Genomic DNA, 15,304 nt, shown 5'->3' with positions numbered 1-15,304 from the left:
CGCTCTCCCCCGCCCTGATCAAATCGAGACGTACCGATGAGCAGCTACACCGCCCCGCTTTCCGACCTTCGTTTCGCCCTGCACGACGTGCTCAAGGTCGAACCCCTGTTCGCCCGGCTGGGCTTCACCGACGCCACCGCCGACGTGGTCGATGCCGTGCTGGAAGAAGCCGGCCGCTTCAGCGCCACCGTGCTGGCCCCGCTCAACAGCGTCGGCGACGAGATCGGCTGCGTGCTCGACCAGGCCACCGGTGAAGTGACCACCCCGCCCGGCTTCAAGCAAGCCTACGACCAGTTCGTCGATGGCGGCTGGACCGGCCTGACCGCCTCGCCGGAGCTGGGCGGCCAGGGCCTGCCGCACACCCTGGGCGTGCCGCTGAACGAAATGATCAACGCCGCCAACCTGGCGTGGGGCAACTTCCCGCTGCTGTCGCACGGCGCCATCGAAGCGCTGAAGCAGCACGGCGAGGCCTGGCAGCACGAGGCTTTCCTCAAGCCACTGATCGAGGGCCGCTGGACCGGCACCATGTGCCTGACCGAACCGCACTGCGGTACCGACCTCGGCCTGCTCAAGACCAAGGCCGAGCCGAACGCCGATGGGAGCTATTCGATCACCGGCACCAAGATCTTCATCACCGCCGGCGAGCATGACCTGACCGAGAACATCGTGCACCTGGTGCTGGCCAAGCTGCCCGACGCTCCCCCGGGTGCCAAGGGCATCTCGCTGTTCGTCACCCCGAAGTTCAAGGTCGACCGCGACGGCAACGTCGGCGAGCGCAACGCACTGCGCTGCGGCTCGATCGAGCACAAGATGGGCATCAAGGGTTCGGTCACCTGCGTGATGAACTTCGATGGCGCGCAGGGCTACCTGGTCGGCCAGCCGCACAAGGGCCTGCAGGCGATGTTCACCATGATGAACACCGCGCGCCTGGGGGTCGGCCTGCAGGGCATCGGCCTGTCCGAGCGCGCCTACCAGAACGCGCTGAAGTACAGCCGTGAGCGCCTGCAATCGCGCGCCCTCAGCGGCGCCAGGTTCCCTGACAAGCCGGCCGACCCCATCCTGGTCCACCCGGATGTGCGCCGCATGCTGCTGACGGTGAAGTCGCTGGTCGAAGGCAGCCGCCTGCTGGCGCTGCACGCCGCAACCCTGATCGACGTCGCCCACCATGCCGAAGATGCGGCCGAGCGCGAGCGCGCCGACACCCTGGTGAGCTTCCTGACCCCGATCTCCAAGGCCTGCCAGACCGAATGGGGCATCGAGAACACCTACAACGCCCTGCAGTGCTTCGGTGGCCACGGCTACATCCGCGAGCACGGCATGGAGCAGCTGGCCCGCGATGCCCGCATCACCACGCTGTATGAAGGCACCACCGGCATCCAGGCGCTGGACCTGATCGGCCGCAAGACCGCGTCCAGCCAGGGCGCCGGCCTGAAGCTGATGCTGGCCGAGATCGAAGCCTTCGCCAAGGAACACGAGGGCAACGAAGCGCTGGCCGAGTTCATTGGCCCGCTGCGCGCCAAGGCCGCCGAATGGGGCAAGCTGACGATGGACGTGCTGCAGCGCGCGGCCGGCAATTCGGACGAACTGGGCGCAGCCAGCTACGACTACCTGTTCTATTCGGGCTACGTGGTGCTGGCCTACTGGTGGGCCCGCAGCGTCGCCGCCGCCGACGCCAGCGCACACGGCGCCGCTTTCGCCCAGGGCAAGCGCGAAACCGCGCGGTTCTACTTCGCCCGTGTGCTGCCGCGCACCCTCAGCCACGCCGCCGCGATCCAGTCCGGCGCCGCCCCGCTGATGGCGATGGACGACGAGCGCTTCGGCGCCTGAGCCGGGCTGCCGCCCGGCACCCGCGGTAGTGCCGGCCGCTGGCCGGCAACCGCAAAAGCGACAGCTGCATCCCGGTGGATGGCGGGGCGGTGTGGGTTGGCAGGACACGCCGTAAACCCCGCTCCGCGGTCCGGCCCAGCCCCTGGCGGCTGTGCGTTCGGGCGCTTGCGAAGCAGTGCTTCGCAAGCAAAGCACCCTCACCCTTGGGGGCTCGATGGCGCCTTGCTCGTGTGCGCTGTCCTGCGCACACGGCAAGACCGGAGTTGGGGCGTCCTGCCCAACCCGCCCGAGGCATGCCTCGGGCCCATGGCGCCAACGGTCCTGCCAACCCACACCGCCCCGCCTCTGACAGTCCCCCGCGATCTGCCGTAGATCCACGCCACGCGTGGATGAGAACCACCGGAATCCATCTGGAGAAAAGCCCCCCTTTGTAAAGGGAGGGCGCACCGACAGGTGCGGGGGATAGGAGGAATGCGCGGACCTGAATGTTGACGATTTGTGTATCGCCCGTCGGCGATACACAAATCGTCAACATTCAGGTATAAGCTGTTCTCCCGATGGAGACAGACACTACACGCTTGGGTCTGATCGAAGCCGGAGCTCCGTTTTCTGCTCCGGGTGCCGAAGCATCGCCCAACGCCACGACGCTGCATCGCCCCGGTTCGGTCCGGCTGCTCTCGCTTGATGCCCACGGACGCGTACTGGACTGGATCACCTGGCAGGATGCGGCCTGCCTCTACGCCCGCGAGGCAGTGGCCTGGACGCTCGGCGATCCCTGCCTGCATATCCACGGTGGCACCAACCGCTTCAGCGGCCTGCAGAGCGGCATGGACCTGCACCCGATCATCGCCGCCCGCGGCCACGCCCGCTCCCGCGCGATCGACCCGACGCCGAACCTGACCAACCAGGCCCTGTTCGCCCGCGACGCCCATCTGTGCATGTACTGCGGCCAGCAGTTCACCCGTCCCACGCTCACCCGCGACCATGTCATGCCGCTGTCCAAAGGTGGCCTGGACTGCTGGGAAAACGTGGTCACTGCCTGCTTCCACTGCAATTCGCGCAAGAGCGACCGCACCCCGCAGCAGGCCGGCATGCCCCTGCTGGCAGTGCCCTACCGGCCCAGCTGGATCGAGCACCTGATCCTGTCCAACCGCAACATCCTGGCCGACCAGATGGCCTTCCTGAAGGCGCAGTTGCCCAAGCGCTCGAAACTGAGCACCTGAACGCCTGAAAATGCAACCCTCACCGTCCTGTCACGGACGGCGGCGTTTGCTTGCCCCACCCCCGTTTGAGGGCGAAAATGGGCGTTCAGAAAAAGTGCGAACATGATGATCGACTCTGCCCGCTATCCCCGCCTCGCGCGCATCCAGACGCCGGATGACCTGCGCACGTTCGACGAATCCGAATTGAGGGCGGTTGCCGACGAACTGCGCGCCTACCTCATTGAATCGGTGGGCAAGAGTGGCGGTCACTTCGCCGCCGGCCTGGGCGTTATCGAGCTCACCGTGGCCCTGCACTACCTGTACCAGACACCGCACGACCAGCTGGTCTGGGACGTCGGCCATCAGACTTACCCGCACAAGATCCTGACCGGCCGCCGCGACGAGATCCACACCGTCAAGCAGAAGGACGGCATCGCGCCGTTCCCGAAGCGCGAGGAAAGCGAGTACGACACTTTTGGTGTCGGCCACTCCTCGACCTCGATCTCGGCCGCGCTCGGCATGGCCATCGCCCGCCAGTCCGAAGGCGACGACCGCAAGATCGTGGCGGTGATCGGTGACGGCGCGATGACCGCCGGCATGGCGTTCGAAGCGCTGATGCACGCTGGCGGCATGGAGCCGGAGCCGAACCTGCTGGTGATCCTCAACGACAACAACATGTCGATCTCCGAGGCCGTGGGCGGCCTGACCAAGATGCTGGGCCGCGCCACCGGCAGCCGCACGCTCAACGCGCTGCGCGAAGGCGGCAAGAAGATTCTCGGTGACAAGAAGAACAATCCGGCACGCTTCGTGAAGCGCTGGGAAGAACACTGGAAGGGCATGTTCGTGCCCTCCACGATGTTCGAGGAAATGGGCTTCCACTACACCGGCCCGATCGACGGCCACGACATGCCGGCCCTGCTGTCCACGCTGAAGACGCTGCGCGCCTCCAAGGGCCCGAAGCTGCTGCATGTGATGACCACCAAGGGCAAGGGCTACGAGCCGGCAGAAGGCGATCAGATCGGTTACCACGCCGTGGGCCCGTTCGATCCGGACAAGGGCCTGGTGGCCAAGGCCGGGGCCAAGAAGCCGACCTATACCGATGTATTCAGCGACTGGCTGTGCGATGCCGCCGCCGCCGAGCCGCGCCTCTACGGCATCACGCCGGCGATGCGCGAAGGCTCCGGCCTGGTGCGCTTCAGCAAGGAATACCCGCAGCGCTATTTCGACGTGGCGATTGCCGAACAGCATGCGGTCACCCTCGCCGCTGGCATGGCCACCCAGGGTGGCAAGCCGGTGGTGGCGATCTACTCCACCTTCCTGCAGCGTGCGTACGACCAGCTGGTGCACGACGTGGCGATCCAGGATCTGGACGTGCTGTTTGCGATCGACCGCGCTGGCGTGGTCGGTCCGGACGGCGCGACCCACGCCGGCAACCTCGACCTCAGCTTCCTGCGCTGCGTGCCGAACATGGTGGTGATGGCACCATCCAATGAAGCCGAGTGCCGGCAGATGCTCAGCACCGGCCTGCAGCACCCGGGACCGGCTGCCGTGCGCTACCCGCGCGGTACGGGTACCGGCGTTGCGGCCGGCACCGACCTGTCGACCCTGCCGATCGGCAAGGGCGAGCTGCGCCTGCAGGGCAACCGCATCGCCCTGCTTGCCTTCGGCAGCACCGTGCCCGCTGCCGAGCAGGTCGGCCGCGAACTGGGCCTGAGCGTGGTCAACATGCGCTTCATCAAGCCACTGGATCGCGAGCTGGTGCTGACCATGGCCGCCCAGCACGAGGGCCTGGTCACGATCGAAGACAACGTCGTGGCCGGTGGTGCCGGTTCCGGTGTCGGTGAACTGCTCAATGCCGAAGGCGTGCTGCGTCCGATCCTGCACCTGGGCCTGCCCGACAGCTACCAGCACCACGCCAGCCGCGAGGACCTGCTGGCCGAAGCCGGTATCGATGCGGCCGGCATCCGCGCCGCCGTACTCAAGCGTTGGCCCCAGCTGGCCGCAGGCAGCCCGCCGCTGAGTGCAGCGGGCTGAGGCCGTTCGGGAATCCACGCATCACGGGAAGGTGCAGCCGAAGGCTCGCACCTTCCACGGTGGAAGCAGGTGGTTCCACGCCATGCGTGGATGGCGGAAACCCGCAGGCCTGCCCCGGCAGGCGCCCCACGCTCAACCGTAACTGACCGCTTCCACGAACGCCCCGCTGGCCTCCACGCGCACGGCCGCGCGCTGCCCGGTGTCGACGAAGTGCAGGCGGGCCAGGGTCTCGGCAAAGTCATAGGCTCGTGCGCCGTCACGGAACTCGATCGGCTCCGGCCTATCCGGGTGCAGCACGCGCCACTGGCGCTGTTCGCATTGCAGGCGGATCAACATGCAGCTCACTCCTTGAGGCAGCGTATCGACGGCGGCGCGATGCTGATGCCGGCTACGGCAATCGACATCACCGGGAATCAGGGCACGCAAGGCGCCCTGCTCACAGACGATACGGCGTTCAAAATGTGAGCTGTATCAGATTATTCTGATTTTCACGGGTTGAACCCGTAAAGCTCAGTTCACCTGGAACTGCGCCCTGCAGCCATCGCTCACCCAGATGCCGCGGCGATCCCAGCCCCAGCTCTGGCCTTCGATGCAGGCACTGCGCGAGTCCTGGCGGATCAGGCGCACGCCCCGGCGGATGCGGGCATCGCAGTACTCCTGCCGGTGGCCATTGGAATGGCAGGTGACCACATCGCCACCACCCCATCCACTGCCGTTGCCCCAGCCGCCGCCATTGCCGCCCCAGCCGCCGCCGCGCCGGTACTCGCCCACGAACTCGGCACGGCACCCCTGTGTGACCCAGACGCCGTTGCGCGACTGGCCCCAGGTCTCGCCTTCCACACAAGGCGAACCGGACAATTGGCGGATCAACCGCGCGCGGCCATCCAGGCGGCACTCATTGCTGCGGTTCTTGACCGACTCGCAGCGCACGATGCCACTGCCATCGCGGCCGCCATAGCGGTCGTCGTCGTAGCCGTAGCCATAGCTCTGCGCCTGGGCGCCGCCGGCGGCCGCCAGCATCGGCAACAGGGTGCAGGCCAGGGTGCGCCAAGTGAGTGCCTTGCCCATCGAGATCTCCAGATGAATACGATGGCGCAAGCATCCGGGATTCACGGCCCGGCGCACAGAGGGAGGCGCGATGGCAGTTGTTCCCCCATTCAAACAACTCAACCGGACCTGACTGGACCGCCGTGAACTCATGGGCCCCCGTTTGCTGCCCCACTGGCCATGCCACCGGCATTGCCCAGGCGTTCCTCGAACGCATAGGCGAACAACTCGGCATCATTGCTGATGCCCAGTTTCCTCATCGCCGAAATGCGTTGCCGGCTGATGGTACTGACGGTGCGCCGCAGCTTCCCGGCGATCTCTGTGATCGAAGGTCCCGACACATACAGCCGCAGAACCTCCAGCTCCTTGGGCGACAACACCGAAAGCGATCGCTCACGCCCACCCTCCTGCAGGCAGTGCGCCAACTGGGGGTCCAGGTAGATCCCCCCGCTCAACACGGTATCGACCGCCTTGCGGGTGCCATCCACGCAACTGCACTTCCACACCAGTCCGCGCACACCGGTACGCATTGCCATGTTCAAGGTGGTGGCGTTGGTGACCATCGTGACCAGGATCACCGGCACCTTGGGGTAATTGCGACTCAGCGCCTGCAGCATCGCCTGGCCGTCCGAGCGGCCGACATCCGGCATCGAAAAATCAGTCACCACCAGATCCACCGGCTCTTCAGCCAGGATGGCCAGCAGGCTTTCCGCACATCGCGCCTCCGCCACCACGCGATGCTGCCCACCGGCCTCGATCACGATGCGCGTGCCAAGCAAGACCAGTGGATGATCATCCGCAATGGCAATTCGAGTGAGCATGCTGATTACCCGTCAATAGTCACGCCGCAGTGCGCAGTGGAGACGCTAGTAATCATTCCAGGTTACGTCAACTTAATAATCGCTCACTGCAATTGATGTCATTGCAGCAGTAACTTCCGGCCAATTCCATTAATTGCAGAGAGCATCAAAAATACGAATGACACAGCAGTTTTCCCAATAGTTTCATTCCAGAAAGCCAGCGGGGCCGCTTACAAAGTCACCTCCGATCACTCGCCGCACTGGACACCCCATGGTCCGATTCCGTCGTCAATCGTTTGAGGATCTGCAAGAGCCCTTTGAAGCAGAGCCACTGGCGCCGGCCGCATTGCCAACTGCCGCATTGCCGTTCGTACAGCAGTTGCGACTGCATCTGGCGAGCGACAGCACGCCGTCGCGGCGGCCGGCCCATGCCGCGATCATTCACGACGGGGCCACCGTGTGCTGGCTGGACGCCAGGAACGACCGGATGATGACCACCGCACCCGCGCCGATCACGCTGACACTGCTGCAGAGGCTACTGGGCGACGCAGACCCTCGACTGAGCCTAGTACCGGTGACACAGGAGGTCTTCGTGCAGCGTGCGACGGTGTGCAGCAATGTTCCGCTGCGCCTGACGCTGTGGAACGTTGCCCTGGTCACGGACGGGCCCGGCGTGCCGATCCCGCCCCTGCACGACTGCACGAAGTTGCGCCTGCGGCGTTGGCCAGACTTCCGCATCCTGGCCCATCGTCCCGATCACTTCCGACTGTGCGCGCTGCTGATCAAGCAGGGCGCGTCCGTGCGCGCATGCTGCGACATCCTGGATCTGCCACGCCAAACCGTGCAGTCGTTCTTCAACGCAGCGTTCCTCACCGCCTATGCCTTTCCCGTCGTGGGCGAGGACGCACCTGTGCGCCCCTCGCCCGCCGACGGCCTCGTCAATCTGTGGCGACAACTTCGCATCCGCTGGAGTGCATGACCGTGCGTGAGCACAAGATCGTAGTGATGGGCCCACTCGGCGCGGGCAAGTCCACCCTCGTGCAGACATTGACCCAGGGCACGGCGGTGGTGACGGAAGCCCGCAATACCGACCCTTCCGTGGGCAAGCAATACACCACCGTGGCCATGGACTATGGCGACATCGACCTGCCAGGCGGCGACCGCCTGCGCCTGTACGGATCGCCGGGGCAGGAACGTTTCTCCTACATCTGGCCGATCCTGCTGGCCGGTGCAGAAGGTGCCATCGTTCTGATCGATGGCAGCGCCAGCGTGGGCGCCACGCTGGCCGGGCGGCATCTGCGAGCTATCGCCGAAAGCGCACCGGGGCTGCCCGTCGTCATCGGCTTCACCCGATGCGGTAGCACCGATGATCCGGTACAGCCGCACTGGCAGGACTGGTTGCAGGACCATGCGCCACACCTGCCGGCATTGCCGCTGGACCCACGCGACATGGCGCAGGCCATCATGGCGATGGACCTGCTGATGAGTCAGATCGAATGCAATGCCACGGCGGCCGCCCATGAATGACATCGACCGCACATCGGCACTCGACGCGCTGGTACACGATGTCACCGGCATCCAGGCGCTCGTCGTTGCCAGCACTGATGGTTTCGCACTGGCCCAGGCCGGCCCGAAGGGCCATGTCGCCGATCGCCTGGCCGCGATGACCAGCTCGATGCTCGGCCTGGCCAGTGCGCTGGGTCGCGAACTGCACTTTGGTGAACTCGACACACTCATCCTCGATGCCGCCAACGGCAAGGTTTTGATGCTTGCCATTCCCGGAACACAGCCCCGCCTATTGATGACCGCATGCGACCACAGCTGTGTCATCGGCAACGTGCTGTGGCATGCCAAGCAGTGCGTACGGGCCCTGACCGACAACCCGAACTGATGCATGCCCTCTCACTGATCAGACGGCTCTTCAACTCCTCACACCCGCAACGGACCACTGAAATGAACATCGCCATCAACAAATGCCTGGACACGCTCATGCAGATCAACGGCGCGCAAGCCGTTGCCCTGGTCGACTACGAAAGCGGCATGCTGCTGGGTGAAGCCGGCTCAGGCGTGGACATGGAACTGGCGGCCGCTGGAAACACCGAGGTGCTGCGCGCCAAGATGAAAGCGGCTGAAGCGCTGAAGCTCAACGACAGCATCGAGGACGTGCTGATCACTCTGGGTCGCGCGTACCACGTGCTGCGCCCGGTGTCGGCCAAGAAGGGCCTGTTCTTCTATGTGGTACTGGATCGGCAGAAGGCCAATCTAGCTCTCGCCCGGCGCATGGTGCTGGACGTGGAAAGCTCGCTGGCGCTGTAGCGCACGACAACGATAGCCAGGGGATGCGAGTGCCGGGGCTGCTCTGGGGAGAGCGGCCCCGGCCTGTGGTTGCACCGCGCGCCCTTCTCGACAACGGGAGCCGCCCTCCATGCGCCCTCGATCAACCACACAGGCGGCACCTCGCCGACGCCACTACCGGCCCTGGGCGTCGGTCTGCATCGTCGCCGGACTGACAGCCGTCTACGCGCTACTGTTGTGTGCGCCCTCGGCAGATGACGCTACCGGCCGCACCCGGCCGCGCGACGCGGCCAGCGTGCTGGGCGGCGCCATCGCCGCCGTGGAAAGCAGTTACGCCGAAGGTGATCTCACCGTGACCGACCAGCACCTGGGCCTGCCTGCCAGCGCCGCGCATTGCGCGCACCTGCGCGCCTCGCTCCCCGACACCGGCCGCGCAGTGCTGACCTGTGACCTGCGCCAGGACGGCCGCCTGCAATGGTGGCGAACCCCTGCCGGAGAATGGCGATGCAATGCGGGCATGGCCGATGTGCAGGCAGTGCCTGTGCCATGCCCAACGCAATTGCGGCGCACTTTCTGATTATTCGCAAAACAGTCGCGCCGCCATTCAACACGTTCGACTTTACCAGTTCTTGAATATAACCACTGCCGTGCACGTGATTTCCTATGACTGCGCCACGAATGCTTGTTTCGGGGCCAGACCAACGAAACCACCACGCCACAGAGGATTATCATGAACACCGCAATCGGCCGTACACGCCACGCAGGCAAAAGCGCATCCCGGCAGAAGGGATTTTCCCTTATTGAACTCATGGTGGTGGTGGCGATCATCGGGATTCTGGGGATGATTGCCCTGCCGCAGTATCAGCGGTTCTCGGCCAAGGCAAAGTTGGCCGCTGCCCTCGCAGAAGTCGCTGGTGGAAAGGTCGGCGTTGAATCACTCCTCGCCGAAGGCAGCGAGATCACCTCGCCGGCATCGATTGGCCTGCCCGAGTCAAGCTCCCGCTGTACCTGGATTACGGTGAGAAGCGATGTCACGAATGGAGCTACGAGCATCAACTGCGAGCTCAAGAGCGACGCTGCAATCGGCAGTGGCAGCCTGACCCTGGATCGCGACTCGCAGGGAGCCTGGTTCTGCAAGGGCGACATTCCGGACCGGAGCCTCCTTCCCCAGGTCTGCCTGAACTGATCGCACGCGCATGCCCCTACATAGATCGCCGGGCCTGTATCCAGTTGCGCGCGTCTCTCCCATTGCGTGCGCCAGCCACGATTCAAAGTTGATTTCCTCATGGAGGAACCTATGAAAAAGAAAATCTCAAGGGCCGGCCACGGGGGGAGGCGTACACGCCGGCAACGAGGATTCTCTCTGGTCGAACTCATGGTGGTCATCGCCATCATTGCAGTTCTTTCCCTGATCGCAGTTCCGCAATACAAGAAGTTCTCTACCAAAGCCAAGCTGGCGGCGGCGTTGGCCGAACTGGCTGGCGGGAAGGCGGGCGTGGAGGCGTGGTTGGCCGAACGAGGTGATCTCTATGGTTCAGACAACCGCAAGCTGGGCCTGCCGGAGAGCAGCGAGCGCTGTGAAACCATCGCAACAAGCATTCGTGCAGATGGCGACCTGGAAATCGATTGCCTGCTGCGATTCGATACTGGCTACAACGTGGGGACATGGCGAAACAACCTGATGCTGATCAGGGACTCGGACAGCCATGAATGGCGCTGCTGGACTGCCATCCCCTATTACGACCTCCTGCCCAAAGGCTGTGGCCCCGACAATCCATAGCCTGCTATGCAGATACTTCAAGCTGTTCGCGCTTTGCCGCTCCAGTCAGGCAGGGGCGCCTGCGAAAGCCGGCCGTCCCCCCTCCCCTCCCTCGTCATCGCCGATGCAAACCCCTGGATCCGACGCGAACTGATACTCAGACTCCAGCCCCATCTGGACGGCAGAACCCTCGGCGAAGCGCGCTCGCCCGCAGAGGTTCTGACCCAGATCGCCAGCCCGCGCTGCAACGCACTGATCATCGATCCCTGCATGCCGACTGTGGGCCAGGCTGACGGCATGCCACTGCTGCGCCGCATCTGCTGCCTGCGCAGGGATCTGCTCATCCTCGTGCTGGCCCAACAGCCCTTGCGCGTACTGCAGGATCGCGCCCTGCCGGCACAGATCGGTCATGTCTATGCCAAAACGGTGAATCCATCGTGGCTGTGCCATGTCGTAAGCCAGGCACTGCACGGGGGATCCTCCGGCGTTACGCCACCGGGGCAGGACGCAGGCCGGTAGCCGGCCCCGAGGCGGTTGCCATCGCCTCGAAATGCACGGCATCCACGCTGCTACCCAGCGCCTCCACGCGCACCGTGCTGCCCTGGCCGGTCCGGCGATGGTGGGCGCTGGCCAGGCCAACCGCGGCATCGAACGCTGCGGCCCCGGAGTTGAATGCTTCGGCGACGCCTGCGGCCGGATCCAACAGGGACCACTGCGCGGCACTGCACTTGACGGTAATGACCATGGGACGCTCCTTCTGGGAAAGGCGCAGGGGCACTAGACCCTCTGCTGATGCCGTCACCCTAGCCATGCCATCAGGGTGGTCCCATCAGAAAAGTACGAAAAGTCCGCGCCAGTGCGTCAGAACCCCACCCTCATCACATCCCTGAGTCCGTTTAGCTCGTTCATTCCGTGATCCTTGTCACGGAGTCAGCTGGGCTTCACACTACCGTCATCAACAGGGGCCCCGTCCACATGCGCACCTTCTTCTCGCACCAGCGTTCGACGTTGCTGAAGTTCTATTTCGTGGCCAGCTATCTGATCCTGATCGAAGAGTTGGTCCGCGCCGCCGTGCATTGAGCGCTTGCTGGCGAGCTATTTGCGGCAGAAAATATCGCTTTACGCACGGAGCTCGCACATGAAGGTGCTTCTTCTGATCCCGGCCCTGCTGGCTCTGGCCGGCTGTGCCAGCCAGGACACGGCGACCGCGCGCGCTGATGCGGCTGAGGCGTCGCCAGCGACACCGGTGGTGGGGGGCGACCGTGATGCGCACGGCTGTATCGGCTCGGCCGGCTATCAGTGGTGCGAACACAGCCAGCGCTGCGAGCGCCCTTGGGAGTTGGCACAGGCGCAGGGCCTGGCCAACACGGCCGAAGCCATCGACGCGTACTGCGCCACGCCCGCCAGCCCGGCGCGCAAGTGATCACGACCCGTCATGGCTGAGCTGAGTCCCCTGCCCGACCTCGCCCGTGGCCGGTATCGCCACTTCAAGGGCGGCGAATACGAAGTGATCGACATCGTCCGCAGCAGCGAGACGTTGGAACCGATGGTGCTTTATCGCGCACTCTATGGCGAAGGCGGCCTGTGGGTACGCCCCTACCCGATGTTCATCGAGCAGGTTCCGGGCGAACACGGCCCGCAGGCGCGTTTCGCACGCATCGACGATTGATCCGGCTCCCACCGGGGCAGTGCCCGATGGTCGCGCCGGTGACGCGATCCGGCTGCGCTACAATCATACCGTCCAGTCGGTTTCTTTCCATCATGTCCTCACCCCCTCCCCGCTCGCGCCGCAAGGCGCCCGACAGCGTGCGCCAGTCATTGCTTCAGGCCACCATCGAAGTCATCGGCCGCAATGGCTTGGCCGCGCTGACCGTGCAGGACGTCGCGCAGGCCGCCGGTGTCAGCAAGGGTGCGTTGTTCCATCATTTCAGCAGCAAGCAGTCGCTGGTCGATGAAGCCATCGACGCGCTCATCGGCGAGTTCGAGGCACGCGTGCGCGCGCTACTGCAGGACGTCACGCCCGGCCACGGCTGCTTCACCCGTGCCTATGTGCAGGCCAATTTCGAGCACCTGCTGCAGCAGGAACAGGACAACGACATTGGCCTGACCCTGGGCAACCTGATGGAGCCGGCCCTGCTCGCGCACTGGCGCGACTGGAAGCGCGCGATGCTGGCCGAGTTTCCCGGCGAAGCGGGCGATCCACGCCTGTACGCGGCACGCTGCGCGGCCGACGGCTATTGGGCCACCGCCTATGGCCGGCCGCTGGACGAAGAAGAGCGCCTCAATGCGCTGGCGATGGCCGAGCAGGCCCTCAAGCTGTGCGACCCGCAGTGACCCGGAGCCCGCGATGAGCCCCTATATCTACCTGGCCACCGCCATCGTGCTGGAAGTGATTGCCACGTCACTGCTGAAAGCCTCGAACGGCATGAGCCGGCTATGGCCGACAGTGGGCGCGCTGGTTGGCTATGGGCTGTGCTTCTACCTGCTGTCGGTCACCATGAAGTCGGTGCCGACCGGCATCGCCTATGCGATCTGGTCCGGCGTCGGCATCGTGCTGATCTCGCTGATCGGCCTGGTGGTGTTCAAGCAGCGGCTGGATGCACCGGCATTGATCGGGATCGGTCTGATCTGCGCCGGCGTACTGGTGATCAATCTGTTCTCGCGCAGCAGCGCGCACTGAAGACGCTGCTGCGCGACCGGCGCTAGCTGACCTTCTTCGCCACGCTCATGCCGATCAGGAACAGCACTACGGCGATGATGATGCCTGCCCAGAACAGGAACTTGGCGATGCCTACGGCGGCGCCAGCGATGCCGCCGAAGCCCAGCACGCCCGCGATGATGCCGATGATGGCGAAGATGATGGCCCACTTGATCATGTCAGTCCTTTCCCCGCAGGGAATGCAAACGGTGCGATCAGGCTAGGCCGCCACCGATGCGGCGCTCGTGAACGGGCCGCGTGTGCGGCGTGAATCAACGCGGCCGGAAGCGCAGCAGCGCCACGGCGAAGGCCAGGAACACGCTTCCCACCAGCCGCTCGAACCAGCGCCGTGCGAATGGCTTTGCAAGCCAACGGCGCAGGCCGTGGCCACCGGCCGCATACATCACGTACCAGAACAGTTCGCAGGCCGCGAAGGTCGCCACCAGCACGCTGTACTGCACGGCCTGGCTGCGCGACGGATCGACGAACTGTGGCAGAAACGCTGCGGCGAACAGCAGTAGTTTGGGATTGCTCAGGCCGACCCACAGGCCGCCGCGGAACACCGCGCCTGCGCCGTGCACCGGCGCCAGCGGCGGCTCGGCGTCGCCGCCCACCGTGGAGGCGGGCCGGCAGCTGTCACGCCACGCCTTGATGCCGAGCCAGGCCAGGTAGGCCACCGCAGCACCTCGAACAGCATGGGCGAGGAATGCAGCAGCGCACTCAGGCCCGCTGCGGAAGCCGCCAGCACCAGCAGCATCGCCAGCAGGCAGCCGGCCATGGCCGGCACACTGCCACGGAACCCCAGCCCGACGCTGCGCCCAAGGATGTGCAGCATATTCGGCCCAGGCGTCCCGCACAGCACGAAGACCGTGGCCAGGAACCACCACCAAGTATGCAGGGCCATATCGGGCGTCCACTTCAGAACATCCAACCAGCATAGAGTGCGCCGGCCTGGCGCGGCACACACAGTGCAGCATGGATGCGGTGGTTACAGAGGCAGGCTCAGGCCGCGAGCGCGTCGCGCCGTACCAGTACCTGGTCGATCAGGCCCCATTCGCATGCCTGCTCGGCGCTCATGAACCGATCACGGTCCAGGGTCTGTTCGACCTCCTCGAAACTGCGTCCGCAATGCCGCGCATACAGCTGGGTGATGCGCTGCTTGGTGCGCTGCATCTCCTCGGCGTGGATGAAGATGTCCGAAGCCTGGCCCTGCACCCCGCCCAGCGGCTGGTGCACATGCAGGCTGGCATTGGCCAGCGCCGCGCGGTGACCCGGCTCGCCGGCCATCAGCAGGAACGAACCCATCGACCGCGCGGTGCCCATGCACAGCGTATGCACCGGGGCCGAGATGTATTGCATCGTGTCGTACATCGCCAGGCCGCTGGAGATCACCCCACCCGGCGAATTGATGTACAGATGGATCGGCTTCTCCGGATTTTCAGATTCAAGGAACAGCAGTTGCGCGCAGACCAGCGCCGATACGGTGTCATCGACTTCGCCGTTGAGAAAGATGATGCGCTCGCGCAGGAGCCGCGAGTAGATGTCATAGGAGCGCTCACCGCGCTCGCTGCGTTCCACCACCATCGGTACCAGCTGCATTCTGTCCCGCATGTGCCTGCTCCCTGTAGCGTTCGATCCAGGC

21 protein-coding genes and 1 pseudogene are annotated in these 15,304 nt (G+C 65.0%); 14 read left to right on the top strand and 8 right to left on the bottom strand.

Going from position 1 to position 15,304, the window contains the following annotated elements:
• Positions 1 to 36: 36 nt before the first annotated feature.
• The 3 genes from KXV01_RS11150 (at position 37) to dxs (ending at position 5,063) form a co-directional block, all read left to right on the top strand.
• Positions 37 to 1,827 carry an acyl-CoA dehydrogenase C-terminal domain-containing protein gene (locus KXV01_RS11150; RefSeq protein ID WP_164283693.1) on the top strand — a complete coding sequence of 597 codons (1,791 nt, stop codon included), beginning with the start codon at positions 37 to 39 and terminating at the stop codon, positions 1,825 to 1,827.
• Positions 1,828 to 2,384: 557 nt separating this feature from the next.
• Positions 2,385 to 3,050 (top strand): HNH endonuclease, encoded by a 666-nt coding sequence (locus KXV01_RS11145; protein WP_032954353.1) that lies wholly within the window; start codon positions 2,385 to 2,387, stop codon positions 3,048 to 3,050.
• A gap of 105 nt (positions 3,051 to 3,155) precedes the next feature.
• Positions 3,156 to 5,063, top strand: a complete 1,908-nt coding sequence (gene dxs / locus KXV01_RS11140) for a 1-deoxy-D-xylulose-5-phosphate synthase (protein ID WP_099487342.1) — start codon at positions 3,156 to 3,158, stop codon at positions 5,061 to 5,063.
• Positions 5,064 to 5,195: 132 nt separating this feature from the next.
• Here dxs and KXV01_RS11135 read toward each other — a convergent pair whose 3' ends face one another.
• The 3 genes from KXV01_RS11135 to KXV01_RS11125 all read right to left on the bottom strand — a co-directional run bounded on the left by KXV01_RS11135 (position 5,196) and on the right by KXV01_RS11125 (position 6,931).
• Positions 5,196 to 5,399, bottom strand: coding sequence for a hypothetical protein (locus KXV01_RS11135; RefSeq protein WP_005417823.1), 204 nt, complete (start codon positions 5,397 to 5,399; stop codon positions 5,196 to 5,198).
• A gap of 174 nt (positions 5,400 to 5,573) precedes the next feature.
• Positions 5,574 to 6,131, bottom strand: a complete 558-nt coding sequence (locus tag KXV01_RS11130) for a DUF3011 domain-containing protein (protein WP_049413636.1) — start codon at positions 6,129 to 6,131, stop codon at positions 5,574 to 5,576.
• Positions 6,132 to 6,259: 128 nt separating this feature from the next.
• Positions 6,260 to 6,931 (bottom strand): response regulator transcription factor, encoded by a 672-nt coding sequence (locus tag KXV01_RS11125; protein WP_049413639.1) that lies wholly within the window; start codon positions 6,929 to 6,931, stop codon positions 6,260 to 6,262.
• A gap of 250 nt (positions 6,932 to 7,181) precedes the next feature.
• On the opposite strand from KXV01_RS11125, the gene KXV01_RS11120 reads away from it, so the two are divergent.
• The 7 genes from KXV01_RS11120 (at position 7,182) to KXV01_RS11085 (ending at position 10,985) form a co-directional block, all read left to right on the top strand.
• A complete protein-coding gene (locus KXV01_RS11120) occupies positions 7,182 to 7,889 on the top strand; it encodes a hypothetical protein (protein ID WP_049438183.1) in 708 nt (235 codons plus the stop codon).
• Positions 7,886 to 8,437, top strand: coding sequence for a GTP-binding protein (locus KXV01_RS11115; protein WP_049413642.1), 552 nt, complete (start codon positions 7,886 to 7,888; stop codon positions 8,435 to 8,437). Before KXV01_RS11120 ends, KXV01_RS11115 begins: the two co-directional genes overlap by 4 nt.
• On the top strand, positions 8,430 to 8,801 hold the full coding sequence (locus KXV01_RS11110; protein WP_049413644.1) for a roadblock/LC7 domain-containing protein: 372 nt from the start codon (positions 8,430 to 8,432) through the stop codon (positions 8,799 to 8,801). Before KXV01_RS11115 ends, KXV01_RS11110 begins: the two co-directional genes overlap by 8 nt.
• Positions 8,802 to 8,899: 98 nt before the next feature.
• Positions 8,900 to 9,226: a hypothetical protein gene (locus KXV01_RS11105; protein WP_197467660.1), complete on the top strand. Its 327-nt coding sequence runs from the start codon at positions 8,900 to 8,902 to the stop codon at positions 9,224 to 9,226.
• A 109-nt stretch (positions 9,227 to 9,335) separates the two neighbouring features.
• On the top strand, positions 9,336 to 9,782 hold the full coding sequence (locus KXV01_RS11100; protein ID WP_049413646.1) for a pilin: 447 nt from the start codon (positions 9,336 to 9,338) through the stop codon (positions 9,780 to 9,782).
• Between the two features lie 153 nt (positions 9,783 to 9,935).
• Positions 9,936 to 10,391 carry a pilin gene (locus KXV01_RS11090; RefSeq protein ID WP_049438186.1) on the top strand — a complete coding sequence of 152 codons (456 nt, stop codon included), beginning with the start codon at positions 9,936 to 9,938 and terminating at the stop codon, positions 10,389 to 10,391.
• 111 nt (positions 10,392 to 10,502) lie between these two features.
• Positions 10,503 to 10,985: a pilin gene (locus tag KXV01_RS11085; RefSeq protein WP_049438188.1), complete on the top strand. Its 483-nt coding sequence runs from the start codon at positions 10,503 to 10,505 to the stop codon at positions 10,983 to 10,985.
• A gap of 45 nt (positions 10,986 to 11,030) precedes the next feature.
• Here the strand turns inward: KXV01_RS11085 and KXV01_RS11080 are convergent, their stop codons facing one another.
• Positions 11,031 to 11,375 carry a hypothetical protein gene (locus KXV01_RS11080; protein ID WP_049413650.1) on the bottom strand — a complete coding sequence of 115 codons (345 nt, stop codon included), beginning with the start codon at positions 11,373 to 11,375 and terminating at the stop codon, positions 11,031 to 11,033.
• A gap of 76 nt (positions 11,376 to 11,451) precedes the next feature.
• Positions 11,452 to 11,709 carry a hypothetical protein gene (locus KXV01_RS11075; RefSeq protein WP_049413652.1) on the bottom strand — a complete coding sequence of 86 codons (258 nt, stop codon included), beginning with the start codon at positions 11,707 to 11,709 and terminating at the stop codon, positions 11,452 to 11,454.
• Between the two features lie 393 nt (positions 11,710 to 12,102).
• On the opposite strand from KXV01_RS11075, the gene KXV01_RS11070 reads away from it, so the two are divergent.
• The 4 genes from KXV01_RS11070 to KXV01_RS11055 all read left to right on the top strand — a co-directional run bounded on the left by KXV01_RS11070 (position 12,103) and on the right by KXV01_RS11055 (position 13,644).
• The gene (locus KXV01_RS11070) at positions 12,103 to 12,387 is read left to right on the top strand and encodes a hypothetical protein (RefSeq protein ID WP_049413653.1); all 285 of its coding nucleotides are present in this window, start codon (positions 12,103 to 12,105) and stop codon (positions 12,385 to 12,387) included.
• A gap of 12 nt (positions 12,388 to 12,399) precedes the next feature.
• Positions 12,400 to 12,633: a DUF1653 domain-containing protein gene (locus KXV01_RS11065; protein ID WP_049413654.1), complete on the top strand. Its 234-nt coding sequence runs from the start codon at positions 12,400 to 12,402 to the stop codon at positions 12,631 to 12,633.
• 92 nt (positions 12,634 to 12,725) lie between these two features.
• On the top strand, positions 12,726 to 13,298 hold the full coding sequence (locus KXV01_RS11060) for a TetR/AcrR family transcriptional regulator (RefSeq protein WP_263467795.1): 573 nt from the start codon (positions 12,726 to 12,728) through the stop codon (positions 13,296 to 13,298).
• Positions 13,299 to 13,311: 13 nt separating this feature from the next.
• Positions 13,312 to 13,644: an SMR family transporter gene (locus KXV01_RS11055; protein ID WP_099494819.1), complete on the top strand. Its 333-nt coding sequence runs from the start codon at positions 13,312 to 13,314 to the stop codon at positions 13,642 to 13,644.
• A 22-nt stretch (positions 13,645 to 13,666) separates the two neighbouring features.
• On the opposite strand, the gene KXV01_RS11050 is transcribed toward KXV01_RS11055, so the two are convergent.
• From KXV01_RS11050 to KXV01_RS11040, 3 genes and pseudogenes are all read right to left on the bottom strand, one after another.
• Positions 13,667 to 13,840: a DUF1328 domain-containing protein gene (locus KXV01_RS11050; protein WP_005417836.1), complete on the bottom strand. Its 174-nt coding sequence runs from the start codon at positions 13,838 to 13,840 to the stop codon at positions 13,667 to 13,669.
• A 94-nt stretch (positions 13,841 to 13,934) separates the two neighbouring features.
• A pseudogene (locus KXV01_RS11045) lies at positions 13,935 to 14,497 on the bottom strand (LysE family translocator).
• A 167-nt stretch (positions 14,498 to 14,664) separates the two neighbouring features.
• Positions 14,665 to 15,273 (bottom strand): ATP-dependent Clp protease proteolytic subunit, encoded by a 609-nt coding sequence (locus KXV01_RS11040; protein WP_005417839.1) that lies wholly within the window; start codon positions 15,271 to 15,273, stop codon positions 14,665 to 14,667.
• Positions 15,274 to 15,304 lie beyond the last annotated feature (31 nt).

Origin of the sequence: Stenotrophomonas sp. Ps181 (genome assembly GCF_025697425.1) — a bacterium.
GTDB classification, from domain to species: Bacteria; Pseudomonadota; Gammaproteobacteria; order Xanthomonadales; family Xanthomonadaceae; genus Stenotrophomonas; species Stenotrophomonas sepilia.
This window is presented reverse-complemented; position numbering and strand designations above follow the sequence as displayed.